The organism is Lonepinella sp. BR2271, assembly GCF_051851515.1.
Lineage (GTDB): Bacteria > Pseudomonadota > Gammaproteobacteria > Enterobacterales > Pasteurellaceae > Lonepinella.
Window position 1 is genome coordinate 104402 of record NZ_JBPDVF010000005.1, and the last position, 15540, is coordinate 119941.

Annotated in this window: 13 protein-coding genes and 1 pseudogene; 11 read left to right on the plus strand and 3 right to left on the minus strand. The window is 42.5% G+C overall.

Going from position 1 to position 15540, the window contains the following annotated elements:
• Window positions 1-290: 290 nt before the first annotated feature.
• Window positions 291-2213: an ATP-dependent DNA helicase gene (locus tag ACTG7X_RS05930; RefSeq protein ID WP_439257613.1), complete on the minus strand. Its 1923-nt coding sequence runs from the start codon at window positions 2211-2213 to the stop codon at window positions 291-293.
• A 186-nt stretch (window positions 2214-2399) separates the two neighbouring features.
• On the opposite strand from ACTG7X_RS05930, the gene ACTG7X_RS05935 reads away from it, so the two are divergent.
• The 3 genes from ACTG7X_RS05935 to ACTG7X_RS05945 all read left to right on the plus strand — a co-directional run bounded on the left by ACTG7X_RS05935 (window position 2400) and on the right by ACTG7X_RS05945 (window position 5748).
• A complete protein-coding gene (locus tag ACTG7X_RS05935) occupies window positions 2400-3437 on the plus strand; it encodes an extracellular solute-binding protein (protein WP_439257614.1) in 1038 nt (345 codons plus the stop codon).
• A 176-nt stretch (window positions 3438-3613) separates the two neighbouring features.
• On the plus strand, window positions 3614-4423 hold the full coding sequence (locus tag ACTG7X_RS05940; protein WP_439257615.1) for a D-hexose-6-phosphate mutarotase: 810 nt from the start codon (window positions 3614-3616) through the stop codon (window positions 4421-4423).
• A gap of 137 nt (window positions 4424-4560) precedes the next feature.
• On the plus strand, window positions 4561-5748 hold the full coding sequence (locus tag ACTG7X_RS05945; RefSeq protein ID WP_439257616.1) for a tetratricopeptide repeat protein: 1188 nt from the start codon (window positions 4561-4563) through the stop codon (window positions 5746-5748).
• Between the two features lie 82 nt (window positions 5749-5830).
• On the opposite strand, the gene nagK is transcribed toward ACTG7X_RS05945, so the two are convergent.
• A complete protein-coding gene (gene nagK / locus ACTG7X_RS05950; RefSeq protein ID WP_439257617.1) occupies window positions 5831-6739 on the minus strand; it encodes an N-acetylglucosamine kinase in 909 nt (302 codons plus the stop codon).
• Between the two features lie 26 nt (window positions 6740-6765).
• Complete coding sequence (locus ACTG7X_RS05955) at window positions 6766-7509, minus strand: phosphatase PAP2 family protein (protein WP_439257618.1); 744 nt, start codon at window positions 7507-7509, stop codon at window positions 6766-6768.
• Between the two features lie 106 nt (window positions 7510-7615).
• On the opposite strand from ACTG7X_RS05955, the gene ribA reads away from it, so the two are divergent.
• From ribA to ACTG7X_RS05995, 8 genes and pseudogenes are all read left to right on the plus strand, one after another.
• Window positions 7616-8284, plus strand: a complete 669-nt coding sequence (gene ribA, locus ACTG7X_RS05960; protein ID WP_439241791.1) for a GTP cyclohydrolase II — start codon at window positions 7616-7618, stop codon at window positions 8282-8284.
• 137 nt (window positions 8285-8421) lie between these two features.
• Window positions 8422-9126, plus strand: a complete 705-nt coding sequence (gene arcA, locus ACTG7X_RS05965) for a two-component system response regulator ArcA (protein ID WP_439257619.1) — start codon at window positions 8422-8424, stop codon at window positions 9124-9126.
• A 142-nt stretch (window positions 9127-9268) separates the two neighbouring features.
• Window positions 9269-9751: an SsrA-binding protein SmpB gene (gene smpB / locus ACTG7X_RS05970; RefSeq protein ID WP_439241796.1), complete on the plus strand. Its 483-nt coding sequence runs from the start codon at window positions 9269-9271 to the stop codon at window positions 9749-9751.
• 34 nt (window positions 9752-9785) lie between these two features.
• Window positions 9786-11024, plus strand: a complete 1239-nt coding sequence (hflK, locus tag ACTG7X_RS05975; RefSeq protein WP_439257620.1) for an FtsH protease activity modulator HflK — start codon at window positions 9786-9788, stop codon at window positions 11022-11024.
• Window positions 11024-11911: a protease modulator HflC gene (gene hflC, locus ACTG7X_RS05980; protein ID WP_439241801.1), complete on the plus strand. Its 888-nt coding sequence runs from the start codon at window positions 11024-11026 to the stop codon at window positions 11909-11911. The genes hflK and hflC overlap by 1 nt, the downstream gene beginning before the upstream one ends.
• A gap of 105 nt (window positions 11912-12016) precedes the next feature.
• Complete coding sequence (locus ACTG7X_RS05985; RefSeq protein WP_439257621.1) at window positions 12017-13315, plus strand: adenylosuccinate synthase; 1299 nt, start codon at window positions 12017-12019, stop codon at window positions 13313-13315.
• 51 nt (window positions 13316-13366) lie between these two features.
• Entirely contained in the window at window positions 13367-14074 is a 708-nt protein-coding gene (locus ACTG7X_RS05990; protein ID WP_439257622.1) for a SanA/YdcF family protein, read from the plus strand.
• A 201-nt stretch (window positions 14075-14275) separates the two neighbouring features.
• Window positions 14276-15373, plus strand: a pseudogene (locus ACTG7X_RS05995) (IS1595 family transposase); the annotation flags it as partial.
• Window positions 15374-15540 lie beyond the last annotated feature (167 nt).

Consider the following 15540-nt stretch of genomic DNA (forward strand, 5'->3'; position numbering starts at 1 on the left):
GACTTCCATTATCATAAGAAACAAGGTAACGTTCCTTTAAAACGTAAATGTGGGTTAGCACATCATCAATCTGAAACCAATCTAGAATATAAAGGTCTAGCAGATGGCAAGCATCAAAAAAATTTGAAACCAATCTAGGATCATCAAAGCCTAGCAGATGGCAGACATCAAAAAAACTAACAATTCCATTTTAAGCCCACATTTGATGTGGGCTTGTTATTCTAAGTAAACTTTCTATTCGTTCTGTTCATTTACAAGATAAAACAGAAATTGTGTATTTTTAAAAATAGTTAATTCTGCAATACTTTTAAAAATTCTACCACCTTGCCTAAATCTCGCGTTCTTTTGGCATTTGGCAAACTTTTCAAAAAGGTTTCGCCATAAGGACGATTGACCAATCGACTGTCACAAATAATCACCACGCCACGGTCTGTCACATCCCGAATTAAGCGCCCTACCCCTTGTTTTAAGGCAATTACAGCTTCTGGGATTTGTAAATCATTAAAGGGTTCGCCACCCTGTAACTTACAATCTTCAATACGGGCTTTGAGTAAAGGTTCGTCAGGTGAGGTGAACGGTAATTTGTCAATAATGACTAATGATAAGGCGTCCCCCCGCACGTCCACGCCCTCCCAAAAACTGGAGGTGGCGACCAATACGCTGTGCGGTTCGTGAATAAAATGATCGAGCAATTTGGCTTTGGCCATTTCGCCTTGTAATAAAATCGACAGTGTGCTGTTTTCTCGAAAATATTCCGCTAAGCCTTTCATCATAAAATAAGAGGTGCAAAGCACAAAACAACGCCCTTTGTTCGCTTCAATCACCGGTAATAACATTTCTGCGAGCTGTTGTAGGGTGTGTTTTTGGTTGCTACTTGGTAAATAGCGTGGCACGCATAACATGGCTTGTTCGGGGTAATTAAAGGGGCTTTGTAGCACTTTTTGATCGGCCTGTTGAATGCCTAAACGTTGGCAAAAATGGTTGAAACTGCCACCCACTTCAAGGGTGGCGGAGGTGAAAATCCATGCGGCTTTTTGATTGGCCAGTTGTTCTCCAAATTTATCAGCGACGGTCAACGGCGTGATATGTAAGCCAAATTGACGGTTAAAGGTTTCATACCAATAGCAATAGCCGGTAATACGGGTATCAGCTAGGCGGGTGAGCTGTGTTTTTACGGCGTTAATACGATCAAAAATGCTGTCTAAGGTTTGCGAACGCCCTAAAGCCAGTTTTACCACTTCGGCGGTAAAATCCAATTTTTCTTGTAAAATTTCTAGCCCTTTTTGCACCGCAGTTTGTCGCAATAAATCCCGCCAATTCCCTCGCTGATTACCCTCACCAAGCAACAGGCGAAAATCTTGCACCATTTTTTGCAGATGATCGCTTGCCACCCCCAACTGTTGCATATCTTTCACTTCGGTACGATAGACAATTTGCAAATCTTTACAAATATCAAATAGTTGACGTGACGTCAGCGATTGCCCGAAATATTGACTGGCAATGTCTGGCAGTTGATGGGCCTCATCAAAAATAATCACTTCCGCATCGGGAATGAGTTCCGCAAAACCGCTTTCTTTCACCGCCATATCGGCACAAAATAAATGATGATTCACCACCACCAAATCCGCCGCCAAGGCTTTTTTGCGAGCCAATGCCACATAACAATCGGCATAATGGGGACAATCCGTACCTAAACAGCTATCCGTGGAACTGACTAACTGCGGTAAAATTGGGCTGTCTTCTGCTAACGTGCTACATTCCGACAAATCCCCTGTTTTGGTGGCAATTTGCCATTTTTGCACTTTGCTTAAATCCACCAAAATGGATTTATCCCCCACCAAGCCCATGTATTTCACCTGTTCCATCCGTTCCAAACAAAGATAATTGGCACGTCCTTTCAGTAAGGCGATTTTGCCTGTGTAATTTAAGGCTTGTTTAATGGCGGGTAAATCTCGTTTAAACAGTTGATCTTGTAGATTTTTTGAACCTGTGGAAATAATCGTTTTCTTTTTCGCCAACAATGCAGGGGCAAGATAGGCAAAGGTTTTGCCTGTACCTGTCCCCGCCTCGACCACAAGTGCGGTGCGATTTTTGATCGTTTTTTCCACCGCAGTTGCCATATCCAACTGTTCTTGACGAGGACGAAAACCGCTAATCTGTTGGCTTAAGGCCCCAGTTTCAGAGAAAATTTGGATAATGTCGGATGGCTGCATGTTTATTTAGTTCGTTATTCCTTTGGCGGTATTGTATCATTTTGAGTGAACAAAAAGGCAATTTTATTCTCACCCGTTCGCTAAAATTATTGAAAATAATTCTTATTTAGTTTAATCTAAAGCGGACTACTTTGTGGTCAAATAACGTGGTAAATAAAATTTCACATTCATGAGGAAGGTATTACAATGAAAAAATTACTGAAAAAAAATGCGATTTTAACGGGTTTTGCTGCGGCTGGCTTGATGTTATCCAATGTCGCCATGGCCGATCTTTTGGTGTATAACGGTCAACCGAAAAATACAGGGGTTGAAAAAGCGGCGCAATTATTTAGTGAGAAAACCGGCATTAAAGTTGAGTTAAAAGCGGGCAAAGGTTCGGACTTCGTTAACCAATTAAAAGAAGAAGGCAATAAATCCTCTGCCGATATTTTTATTGCCGAGGGGGCTAATTTATTCTTAACCTTAAGTGATGCAGGCTTACTTGCGCCTGTGAGTGAAACCGCATTAAACAATGTGAAAAGCGACAATGTGCCACCGGCCCCGAACAAAGATTTTGTGACGATTGGCGTGCGTGGTCGTGTGTTAGCTTATAATCCGACTAAAATTGCGGAAAAAGACTTGCCAACGTCTTGGACAGAAATGGTCAATGATCCAAAATGGAAAGGCAATTTCTCTTATCACCCTGCCTCTGGTGCATTAGTTGAGCAAGTGGCAGTATACCAAAAATTACACGGCGTAGAGGCCACTAAAGCCTTTTTGAAATCCCTTAAAGCCAACGGACAATCCATTAACGGGCATTTAGATGCCTTGAAAAAAGTGGACGCGGGCGAGTTAGGCGTGGCGATCATTAATCAATATTATTTAGAGCGTTTATACAAAGAAAAAGGGCAAGAAAATGTGCAAGCGAAAATCCATTATATGCGTAATGCGGATGCGGATTCTACCTTGGTATTTTCAGGCGCAGCGGTGTTAAAAGCCACAAAACAAGCCAAAGAGGCCCAACAATTCTTAGATTTCTTAACCAGTAAAGAAGGACAGGAAGTCTATGTGTCGACCTCTGCAGAATGGCCAACCAATGCAAAAGCGGTCTCACCCGTGGGCTACTTAGTGCCATTGGATAGCCTCAATCCACCGAAAGTCACGCTAAACAGTAAAGCCGAATTAGATGAGGCCAAAGCGTTGATTAAAGAGGCGGGCATTAAAAAAGAAGAAAGTGCAAAATAAGCCAAAATCAGGGATAATATTGTCAAATATTCAGTTTTTGTATTGATTATATTTGTGATGTAATTGTAGGGGCGTATTGCATACGCCCTTTTGCTCGATCTGTCTTGGGCGTATGCAATACGCCCCTACAAGATCAATACAATATTTATTTACATCCATCAAAAAAAGGAAACATTATGCACCGCACTTTCGTCCAATCTATCAGCCATGAACTCAGCCTTTATCACTATAATGACATTCCCGTATTGGAAGTAAACCACAATGTTGGCACGGCAAAAATTGCTTTGCAAGGCGCCCATTTATTCAGTTGGCAACCTGCTCATACTAAACAAGATGTGTTTTGGTTAAGCGAGATTGAACCATTTAAACAGGGTTCAGCCATTCGTGGTGGCGTGCCGATTTGCTTTCCGTGGTTTGGTAATAACGGCACACCTGCCCATGGGTTTGCTCGCACCCATTTGTGGGATTTAACAACGCATGAAATCAGCCCGAATCAAGTAAGTTTGACATTCTCTTTGTTCGCAGAAGATAAAACGCTGATTGCCACAATTCAAATGTTATTTTCTGAACAATGCGAACTCATTTTTACCAATTATTCGCAAGAGAATGCGCAATTAGCGTTACATAGTTATTTTAATGTGGGCGATATTCAACAGGTACAATTACACAATTTACCAACCACAACCTTTAACTCATTGACAAAACAACAAGAAACTGTGCCATCACCACGTACCATTGGGGAAAATGTGGATTGTATTTATTCCGCTCAACAAGGCGCAACGATTATTGAAGATCAGGCCCATCAACGTACGATTACGGTTGAACATCAAAATGCCTCCGACATTGTGGTATGGAATCCATGGCATAAACCGACGAGCAGTATGTCAGAAACGGGTTATCAAACCATGGTTTGCGTGGAAACCGCACGGATTAAACAGGCTTTACAGCAGGAAAGTGTGGGGGTAAAAATTCGGGTGGAAAAATGAGAATTGGAGGGATGAATAAAAGGTCATTGTATCCCGAATAAAACAGTGCTAACATTATTTCATTCATTTTTCAATGATGAATAATTCTTATCTTCTGCATAAAATGCAACCACATATCCATTTAATAGGAGTTAACCATGTTAAATAACATGAAATTAAAAAAACTTGCCTTAATTATGCCAATGTTATTCGGAATCGGAGCGGGCTTAACCGCTTGTGCCACCGATAGCGTGCAACAACAAGTCGAACAATTAAAAGCCCAACAGCAACCACAAGTTGAAAAAAGTTTAGAGCAATATTTGGCGTTAGCCAATCAAGGCGACGCAGAAGCGCAGTATCAGTTGGGTAGATTTTATCGTTCAGGCGTTCAATTTCCTAAAGATGACCAAAAGGCATTGGAATGGTTTACCAAATCAGCGAATCAGGGACATGCAGGTGGGCAGGCTGGTTTAGCTGTATCTTACCGAGATGGACTTAGCGTACCCAAAAATTACACGAAAGCAATAGAATTATTAACCCTTTCGGCTAATCAAGAACATCCTTATGGATTGCTTCATTTAGGTTATGCTTACTTAGATGGATTAGGCGTAACACAAGATTACAGTAAAGCCCTAGCCTTATTTCAAAAAGCAGCAGCGAAAGGAGAAAAATACGCACCTGTTAATATTGGTTGGATGTATAATGAAGGTTATGGGGTAGAAAAAAACTATGCCAAAGCAATGGAATGGTATCAAAAAGGTGCGGCACTTAACGAGCCTCTAGCATTCAATAATATTGGTGCTTTATACCAGCAAGGGCATGGCGTTAGCCAAGATTACAATGAAGCCTTAAAATGGTATATCAAAGCCGCCGCTCAAAATAATGAATACGCACAGGCGAATATTGGTTATTTGTACTTAGACGGTCATGGCGTAGCACAAAGTGACAGCAAAGCCTTTGAATGGTTACTCAAATCTGCTAATCAAGGTCATGCTAGAGCACAAAATACCATTGGTTGGCTATATGATAAAGGTCGTGGCGTAAAACAAGATTATGCTAAAGCCTTTGAATGGTATAGCAAAGCAGCAGAGCAAGGAAATGCAACCGCATTAGGAAATCTTGGTTATCTCTATGAACGTGGTTATGGCGTGCCACAAAGTGATACTAAAGCAGTAGAATATTACCGTCAATCAGCCGAAAAAGGAAATGACGTTGCTCAAGCAAATCTGGGTAATATGTACCGTTTAGGCCAAGGGGTAGAAAAAAATGAAGCTACGGCTAAAGAATGGTTTAAAAAAGCCTGTGAAGCAGGGAATAAACGCGGTTGTGAAAAATTAAATCAATAATTGATTAGCAATAATAATCACAAAAAGCCTTAACTTATGACAGTTAAGGCTTTTTTATATAGGATTTTCCCCGTTACAAATCTTATAAAAACAACGCCGCTGCCCCACGCACGCCACCTGAATCACCATATTTGGCTTTTTTAATCACAGGCACTTTAGCACTTCGCATTAAATGAGCAGGTAAGGCGTTTGGTAAGGCCTCATAAAGATAATCAAAATTAGACAACCCGCCACCAAGAACAATTAAGTGCGGATCGAATGCGGTGATAATATTGCCAATCGAAATCGCTGCGAGTTCCACAAAAAGATCCACAAATTCCACCGCGGTTTTATCCTTGGCATAAAAGCGCTCAATAATGTCTTTGGCTGATAACTGTTCACCTTTTAAATCATGATATAACAATTCAAAACCACGACCCGATAAATAAGTATCTAAACAGGCTTGATTGCCACAACCACAGCGATAAATCGGGGCTTTGTCCCAACCGAGCAATTTTAAGGCGTGATAGTTTAATTGCAAATGGCCTAATTCGCCCGCCATGCCCACTTTGCCAGAATGCACTTTGCCGTTAAACACTAAGCCGCCACCAAAACCCGTGCCTAAAATTAAACCTAACACAAAAGGATAGTGCTGATTTTCGCTGTCCCACGCCTCCGATAAGGCAAAGCAGTTGGCATCATTTTCCGCTCGCACTTCTCGCCCTAATAATGCCGACAAATCTTGCAAAATCGGCTTATTGTCGGCCACTCGAATATTGGTAATTTCCGCTAACCCTGTTTCACGATTAACAAAACCCGGTAAGCCCAAGCCTACCGTGCCTTTTTCGCCGAATTTTTGATCTGCCCGATTCACTAAATCCACAATCGCTTGCAACCATTGTTGATAGCTGTCTTTCGGGGTTTCAATGCGTTCGCTGTATTGTTTTTCTAACTGTGCATTAAAGGCCGCCAATTCAATTTTGGTGCCGCCAATATCTAATCCATATAACATAAAAAACTCCTGTTTTTTTCACCGCACTATTTGACAAATAATAATCTATTTTGCTGAAAAATCTGTTTCTTTTCAAGATAAAAGAACATGACGGCATGGACAATCCAAGCAATCAAGGTGCTAATCAATAAATCAATCGGATGGTGCATGCCTAAACGTAAACGGCTCACCAACATCAATACCGACCACAACAATACGCCGACCACTAACACTTTAGACGCAAGGCGACAGCGTCCCATAAGTTGGGTAAAGCCCACCGCTAATAATAACCAACTGGTGGAAAAAATCGTATGGCCTGATGGGAAAGAATAGCCTGTTTCTCGCTCACGGTGATGAACTAACCAAGCGGGTGTTTCAGTTTTATTGGCATAAAATTGGCTGACAATCACCGCACGTTGTTCACGGGTTTGATCATAAAAATAGTCCGTTGACACACCGCTTTGTTCAGCCAAGGCGCTGACATAAGGACGGGGTTCGGCAAACACCGTTTTGGCGGCGGTTTTAATACCTTGCGTGATCACCATCGAAATGGCCATAATGATCACCGCACTTATCCATTTTGATTTGCTGGAAAAAAGTGGCAAAAAACATAAGGCCAACACCGCACAACTTATCACCGCATAAGGCACGCTGCCCGTTTCGGTTAACCCATATAAAATATGATCAAATGCGGTTAAATCACCATCACCTTGCCATTGCCATGAAAAAATCCACGCAAAAAATGGCACAAGGCAAAGTAAAAAAGTATATAATGAAAGGCGTTTTAGCATAGCGGCTGTCCTATGTAATAAAGTATGTAATAAAGTATGTAATGAAATGTAATTGAAAAATCTATTTTATCACTAGAAAACTAAAAGCAAAATAAGGATTTATTTTATGGCGAAAATTCAGCTTGTGACTGAAGCCAATTTACCGACCGAATTTGGTATTTTTAAGATTGTCGGATTTGAATTTCCAGAGAGCAAAAAAGAACATGTGGCCTTGGTGATGGGCGATATTCGAGATGGTCAACCGGTGTTGGCTCGTATTCATTCCGAATGTTTAACCGGCGATACGCTGTATAGTTTAAAATGCGATTGCGGTTTTCAGCTCGCTAGCGCCTTGCGTCAAATCAGCGAAGAGGGCCGTGGCGTGTTGATTTATCACCGAGAAGAAGGCCGTGGCATTGGGTTAATTAACAAAATTCGGGCCTATGCCTTGCAAGATCAGGGCATGGATACCATTGAGGCCAATTTAGCCTTGGGGTTTGCCGCAGATGAACGTAATTTTGCGGTTTGTGCGGATATTTTTGCGTTATTAGGCGTTAATCAAGTGCGCTTATTAACCAACAATCCGGCGAAAATTGAGACCATGAAAAAAGCGGGTATTAATGTGGTTGAACGGGTGCCATTAAACGTGGGGGAAAATCGTTACAACACCGCTTATTTAGACACCAAAGCGAAAAAAATGGGGCATTATATTGTGCATCATCAAGGCGAGGCGGAAAATAGCGAAAAACATTTTTTAAATTGTCCCCATTGTTTGTCGGAAATTCCATCCAAATAAGCCTCAATTTTATGACATAGATCACAAAATTTGTGACTAATTGCAAATTTTTATTGTTGCAAGATTGTTACAATTATAAAATAGCGGATTATTATTTCACATGCTTGTGATGTTTGTTTTTTGAAGGACACATAACTATGGCTACGCCACAAATTCTTATCGTTGAAGATGAAACAATTACGCGCAATACCTTAAAAAGTATTTTCCAAGCGGAAGGTTATCATACCTTTGAGGCTTGCGACGGTAATCAAATGCAACAAATCCTCGCCAACAAAGAAATCCATTTAATCGTGATGGATATTAATTTACCCGGTAAAAACGGCTTGATGTTAGCCCGTGAATTGCGTGAACACACCAAAACGGCACTGATGTTTTTAACCGGTCGTAATAACGAAGTGGATAAAATTCTCGGCCTAGAAATCGGTGCGGATGATTACATCACCAAACCGTTTAACCCAAGAGAATTAGCCATTCGGGCTCGTAATTTGTTACAACGTACCATGGGCGAGGAAAAAGACGATCCGAAAGTCGATACCTACCGTTTCAATGGTTGGACGTTAGATGTCAATCAACATGCGTTGATTAACCCAGAGGGCGACATTCTCAAATTACCACGTAGCGAATTTCGTGCCATGGTGCATTTCTGCCAAAACCCCGGCAAAATTCAAACCCGTGAAGAATTATTGAAAAAAATGACCGGCCGTGAATTGAAAGAAAATGATCGTACCGTGGATGTCACCATTCGTCGCATTCGTAAACATTTTGAAGATCATGCGGGAACACCCGAAATCATCTCCACCATTCATGGTGAGGGTTATCGTTTTTGTGGTCACTTAGAATAACCCCTTTCAAGCGACATTTAAGTGCGGTGAAAAATTTAGCCGAATTTTTACCGCACTTTTTCTTGATTATTCCCCTTGTTTATTTGTACATTGCCCCGATATTAGGTAGAATTGTCTTATCTTTTGAAATCAACGAAATACTATGACCAAGAAAAAAAATAAAGTCGGTTCCAATACTATTGCGTTAAATAAACGGGCTAGACACGAATATTTTATTGAAGAAGAAATTGAGGCGGGTCTTTCCCTGCAAGGTTGGGAAGTAAAATCCATGCGTGCGGGCAAAGCCAATATTAGTGACAGCTATGTGATTTTTAACAATGGAGAGGCCTATTTATTTGGGGCCACCATTCAACCCTTAAGCGTGGCCTCTACGCATATTGTGTGCGACCCTACTCGAACCCGTAAATTATTGTTAAGCAAACGAGAATTAGATAGCCTATTTGGTAAAGCAAATCGTGATGGATTCACCATTGTGGCCTTGTCGCTGTATTGGAAAAATGCGTGGGCGAAAATTAAAATTGGCTTGGCCAAAGGCAAAAAATTACACGATAAACGTGATGATATTAAAGATCGTGAATGGAAAGTTCAAAAAGATCGAATTATGAAACATGCCCAGCGTGGCTAATCACTCATTTTAATTAACTACTTGGAGAATATGAATGGCACAGGATCAAGATCCTTGGGCAGCACCGGGAACGAATTCAGGCAATTCCTCGGCGCAAAAGCCAACTAATCAACCCACAGATGAACCGAAAAAATCGCAAGATAACGAGCAATCGCCGCCCGATTTAGAGGAGGCCTTTACCAATTTGCTGAAAAAATTATCCGGCAAAAATAAAGGTAATGGCTCAAATAATTCATCCAATAATAAATTACCTGAAATTAACGTCGGTAAATTATTGCCCCTTGCCGTTCTGGTTGGCGCCGTGGTGTGGGGATTAAGCGGTTTATATACGGTGAAAGAGGCTGAACGTGGCGTAGTAACACGTTTTGGTCAACTGCATGCGATTGTGCAACCGGGGTTAAACTGGAAACCGACCTTTGTGGATCAAGTGTTGCCGGTGAATGTTGAACAAGTTAAAGAGCTAAAAACCCAAGGCTCCATGCTCACGCAAGATGAAAACATGGTGAAAGTTGAATTAACCGTGCAATATCGTGTGCAAGATCCGGCCAAATTCTTATTCAGCGTGACCAATGCGGAAGATAGCTTGGGCCAAGCCACCGACAGTGCGTTGCGTTATGTGGTCGGTCACATGACCATGGATAATATTTTAACCACTGGCCGTTCCGTGGTGCGTGAAGATACATGGAAAGCCCTTAATGAGATCATTAAGCCTTATGATATGGGCTTAGAAGTGATTGATGTGAACTTCCAGTCTGCTCGCCCACCGGAAGATGTGAAAGACGCCTTTGATGATGCCATTAAAGCACAAGAAGATGAACAGCGTTATATTCGTGAGGCTGAGGCCTATGCCCGTGAACGTGAACCAATCGCTCGAGGCAATGCGCAACGTATTTTAGAAGAGGCCACGGCGTATAAAGAACAAATTGTGTTAGATGCCAAAGGGGAAGTGGAACGTTTTCAACGTTTGTTGCCGGAATTTAAGGCAGCGCCTGAGGTATTAAAAGAACGCTTATATATTCAAACCATGGAAAATCTGATGGCCAAAACGCCAAAAGTGATGATGGATGCCGGCAATAATTTAACCGTGTTACCTATGGATCAGTTATTACGCCAGAAACCAACTAGCGTGCCAGAAACGGATGTACAACGTTTTGAGAAAACCATTCCAAGCTCAAGTAATAGCAGTAGCAGTAATAATAGTGCGGTGAATTCTCAGCCAGTTTATAACGTGCCAAGCTCAACCAACAATAATCGCCAAGGGAGATTTAACTAATGCGTAAATATTTAACTTCCATTGTGATCGTATTAGCTTTGGTGCTTTATTCTAGCCTTGTGGTGGTACAAGAAGGCAGCCGTGGCATTATGTTACGTTTTGGCAAAGTGCAACGTGACGTCGATAACAAAGTCAAAGTCTATTCACCGGGTTTACACTTCAAAGTGCCGGTATTAGATAGCATGAAATTGCTTGACGCTCGAATTAAAACCTTAGACGGCCAAGCGGATCGTTTTGTCACCGTGGAGAAAAAAGACCTTTTAGTGGATTCCTATGTCAAATGGCGAATCAGCGATTTTGGCCGTTTCTTCACCACCACGGGCGGCGGTGATTACACCCAAGCCTCGAATTTATTACGCCGTAAAGTCAACGACCGTTTGCGTTCTGAAATTGGTTCCCGCACCATTAAAGACATTGTGTCTGGCACTCGAGGCGAATTAATGGCGGATGCAAAAAAATCCCTCAGTACAGGCCAAGACAGCACGGCAGAATTAGGGATCGAAGTCATTGATGTGCGAATTAAGCAAATTAATTTGCCGGATGAAGTGTCCTCCTCTATCTATCAACGTATGCGTGCCGAACGTGACGCCGTTGCCCGTGAACACCGTTCACAAGGGAAAGAAAAAGCTGCCTTTATTCAAGCGGATGTGGATCGTAAAGTCACGTTAATTACGGCCAATGCGAATAAAACCGCACAAACCTTACGAGGTGAGGGCGAGGCTACCGCAGCCAAATTATATTCTGACGCCTTTGCACATGAAACCGAATTTTACAGTTTCTTACGCAGTCTAAAAGCCTATGAAAACAGCTTTGCGGGTTCGGATAACATGATGATCTTGAAACCAAATAGCGAATTTTTCCGCTATATGCAGGCACCGAAGAAATAATTTTAAAAAAGTCTAATCACTGGATTAGGCTTTTTTATTGAGCTTTAAACTAAAAAATAGTAAAGTATCTAGGTTGATTTTTTTAAACACTAACAGGAAATGATTATGGGAAAAAGTGTGGTTGTCCTCGGCGCCCAATGGGGTGACGAAGGAAAAGGCAAAATCGTTGATTTATTAACCGACCGAGTAAAATATGTGGTGCGCTATCAAGGCGGCCATAATGCAGGTCATACCTTAATTATCAATGGCGAGAAAACCGTGTTACGTTTAATTCCAAGCGGTATTTTACGTGAGGGCGTCACTTGCTTAATCGGTAACGGCGTGGTGCTTTCTCCGTCTGCTTTAATGCAAGAAATGGGCGAATTAGAAAGCCGTGGCATTAAAGTGCGTGAACGTTTATTGATTTCCGAAGCCTGTCCATTAATCTTGCCTTATCACGTGGCAATGGATCACGCCCGTGAGGCAGCTTTAGGCAATAATAAAATTGGCACCACTGGCCGTGGTATCGGCCCCGCTTATGAAGATAAAGTGGCGCGCCGTGGTTTACGTGTCAGTGATTTGTTTAACCGTGAAAAATTTGCGGAAAAACTGAAAACTATTTTAGATTACTATAATTTCCAACTGGTCCATTACTACAAAGCGGAACCCGTCGATTATCAAAAAACCTTAGATGATGTGATGGCCGTTGCCGACGTATTAATTGGCATGGTGGCAGACATCAGCACCCTATTAGATACCGCTCGCAAAAATGGCGACAATATTTTATTTGAGGGCGCACAAGGCACCATGTTAGATATTGACCACGGCACCTATCCATTCGTCACCAGCTCCAACACCACCGCAGGTGGCGTGGCAACGGGAGCCGGTTTTGGCCCACGTAATTTAGATTATATTTTAGGCATTATCAAAGCCTACTGCACCCGTGTAGGTGGTGGTCCATTTGCCACGGAATTATTTGATGATGTCGGCGCTGAAATTGCACGCAAAGGCAACGAATTTGGGGCAGTCACCGGTCGCCCACGCCGTTGTGGTTGGTTTGACGCCGTTGCCATGCGTCGTGCTATTCAAATTAACAGTATTTCAGGCTTCTGCATGACCAAATTAGATGTACTGGATGGCTTTGATGAAGTGAAAATCTGCGTCGGTTATAAATTACCGAATGGTGAAATCGTGGACTTCGCTCCCCTTTCTGCCAAAGACTGGAAAGGCGTTGAGCCAATTTATGAAAGCATGCCAGGTTGGAAAGAAAATACTTTCGGCGTCACGGATGTTAATCAATTACCGCAAGCTACCCGTGATTATGTGAAACGCATTGAACAAGTCACTGGCGTACCTGTGGCGATTCTGTCCACCGGCCCTGATCGTGTTCAAACCATGATTTTGCAAGATCCTTTTGCTGTTTAATCACCACCCACTCCCCCATTCTCCGCAATGGGGGACGACTTAGGATAAGCCATGCTAACGGAACAACAGCACAACGTTCGAGGTTATTTCAATCCAATAACCCTCAAACGGCTTTTTTATGCCGTCGTGAGTTTGGTTTTTCTTGCGCTTGCGACGCTTATCCTTATCGACCAATATGTCGGCTACAAAGTCCGCCATGATATTTATCGCAATGTCAAAGACACCCCTTACCGCCCCTATGCCGTGGTATTAGGCACCGCCAAATATGTCACCAAAAACACCCCAAATCAATTCTATAATTATCGTTTAGAAAGCACAAAAGCCTTATTTGATTCGGAAAAAATTGACTATATTTTATTGAGTGGGGACAACCGTACATTACAATATAACGAACCCCGCACCATGCGACGGGATCTGATCAAAATGGGCATTGCCCCGCAATATTTATACCCCGATTATGCCGGTTTCCGCACCCTCGACAGCATTATTCGCGCCAAAGAAGTCTTTCATGCGGAACCCATGATTATCATCTCACAGGCGTTCCATTGCGAACGAGCCTTATTTATTGCCCAATATCACCATATCAACGCCATCTGTTTTGCCGCAGACAACCCCGATATCTACACCCTCACCCGCTTTCGTGAAATTTTCGCCCGCTTCTTAATGGTATGGGAATTACTGACCGAAAAAAAACCGCACTTTTTGGGGGAACCAGAACCCTTGCCGGCCCCGTTAAATCGGTTGGCAACGGAAGAATAGTGCGGTGGGAAATGGGGGAAATTATCCCGCACTGACGTACGGGGCGACGCATGTCTAGCTACGCTGTAGCTCGATCACGCAAGATATGGAGTTTCGTTACTATGCTTAACCCTGCACGTGAGTGCAGGGTATCTCACTTGCCCAACGCCCCAAAATCCCGTAAAATTCCCCTAAAAACCACCGCACTACAAGGTTCACACAATGTCCTATTACGCTGATTCGCCACTTAACACCTTAAAACACCGTTTTCATCTGTTGCCGGAATACGACAAAATGTCTTTTGTCCGGTTTGCCAAAATCACCTTGGCGAAACCTAGCCCGAAAACCGTGACGGCTTGTCCCCATTGTCAATCAGACCATTTTGTCAAAAATGGCTTTAAATATTGTGCGGATGACAGCGGGGCGAAAACGCAGCGGTATTTATGTCGGGGTTGTGGCAAGTCGTTTGTGGAAAATACAGGGACGATTTTGTATGGCAGTAAACGGGATTTATCCACATGGAAAGAATATATCCATTGTTTGATTAAAAAAGAAACATTGCGAGACGCCGCAGCGATTTGTGGCATTAGTCTCGCCACGGCCTTTGCGTGGCGACATAAAATTCTCGACACCTTGCAATACATGATGGAAGATATCACCCTAGACGGCGTTGTGCAAGCGGATGAAACTTTTTTCAACATCTCACGCAAAGGTGCGCATAGGGCCTGTTTTCCCGAAGATGACAAAGATTATGGCGATCCGCTTAAGGTTTATGAAGAAACGGATGAAGATCTCGCCAAACAACAAGCAGAACGAGCCATCCTCAAAGCTGCTAAACAAGAAACACAGAGAAAACGAGGGATCTCGGACCAAAAAGTGGCCGTGGTTTGTGCAGTGAGTTTAAACCGCTCCATTGCCAAAGCCGCCAATACAGGGCGAACCAGCTACCAACAATTAAAAAGCGTGTTAGACGGCAAAATCAAACCCAATTCGATTTTAGTCAGCGATTCGGCAGCGATTTACAAAAAATTTGCCAAAGAAAACAACCTAGAACACCACGCCATTCCGAGAGGCAAACATAAACAAGACGGTTATCATTTAGCTTATCTGGGTAGCTATCACGCCAAATTAAAAAATATGATTGAAAATCGGTTTAAATGTGTCGCCACCAAATATTTAAATAACTATTTGGCATATCACAATTTTATTGCTAGCGGTGCGAAAACGAATGCGGAAAAAGAAACCCTGTTATTAGATTTTATCCGCAACACGCCATGCGTGTCCAAAGTACGAGATTTCGCCAAACGCCCCGCCTTTCCGTTTCCGATGGAAGACGATCCCGAAATCCTGAAAAAAGAGCAAGAGATAAAGGCGAAAGCCGCAGAAAAACGCAAACATACCATTGCCGTTCGTAAGGAATGGAAAGAGCGAGCGAAGGAATATACGTCATCGTAAATTTTCTCCACTCTTACATATAACTCCCAAAG

Excerpts from the sequence above, each read along its gene's own strand:
- ACTG7X_RS05930 (WP_439257613.1), bottom strand. The coding sequence starts at position 2,213 with ATGCAGCCATCCGACATTATCCAAATTTTCTCTGAAACTGGGGCCTTA.
- ACTG7X_RS05935 (WP_439257614.1), top strand. The coding sequence starts at position 2,400 with ATGAAAAAATTACTGAAAAAAAATGCGATTTTAACGGGTTTTGCTGCG.
- ACTG7X_RS05940 (WP_439257615.1), top strand. The coding sequence starts at position 3,614 with ATGCACCGCACTTTCGTCCAATCTATCAGCCATGAACTCAGCCTTTAT.
- ACTG7X_RS05945 (WP_439257616.1), top strand. The coding sequence starts at position 4,561 with ATGTTAAATAACATGAAATTAAAAAAACTTGCCTTAATTATGCCAATG.
- nagK (WP_439257617.1), bottom strand. The coding sequence starts at position 6,739 with ATGTTATATGGATTAGATATTGGCGGCACCAAAATTGAATTGGCGGCC.
- ACTG7X_RS05955 (WP_439257618.1), bottom strand. The coding sequence starts at position 7,509 with ATGCTAAAACGCCTTTCATTATATACTTTTTTACTTTGCCTTGTGCCA.
- ribA (WP_439241791.1), top strand. The coding sequence starts at position 7,616 with ATGGCGAAAATTCAGCTTGTGACTGAAGCCAATTTACCGACCGAATTT.
- arcA (WP_439257619.1), top strand. The coding sequence starts at position 8,422 with ATGGCTACGCCACAAATTCTTATCGTTGAAGATGAAACAATTACGCGC.
- smpB (WP_439241796.1), top strand. The coding sequence starts at position 9,269 with ATGACCAAGAAAAAAAATAAAGTCGGTTCCAATACTATTGCGTTAAAT.
- hflK (WP_439257620.1), top strand. The coding sequence starts at position 9,786 with ATGGCACAGGATCAAGATCCTTGGGCAGCACCGGGAACGAATTCAGGC.
- hflC (WP_439241801.1), top strand. The coding sequence starts at position 11,024 with ATGCGTAAATATTTAACTTCCATTGTGATCGTATTAGCTTTGGTGCTT.
- ACTG7X_RS05985 (WP_439257621.1), top strand. The coding sequence starts at position 12,017 with ATGGGAAAAAGTGTGGTTGTCCTCGGCGCCCAATGGGGTGACGAAGGA.
- ACTG7X_RS05990 (WP_439257622.1), top strand. The coding sequence starts at position 13,367 with ATGCTAACGGAACAACAGCACAACGTTCGAGGTTATTTCAATCCAATA.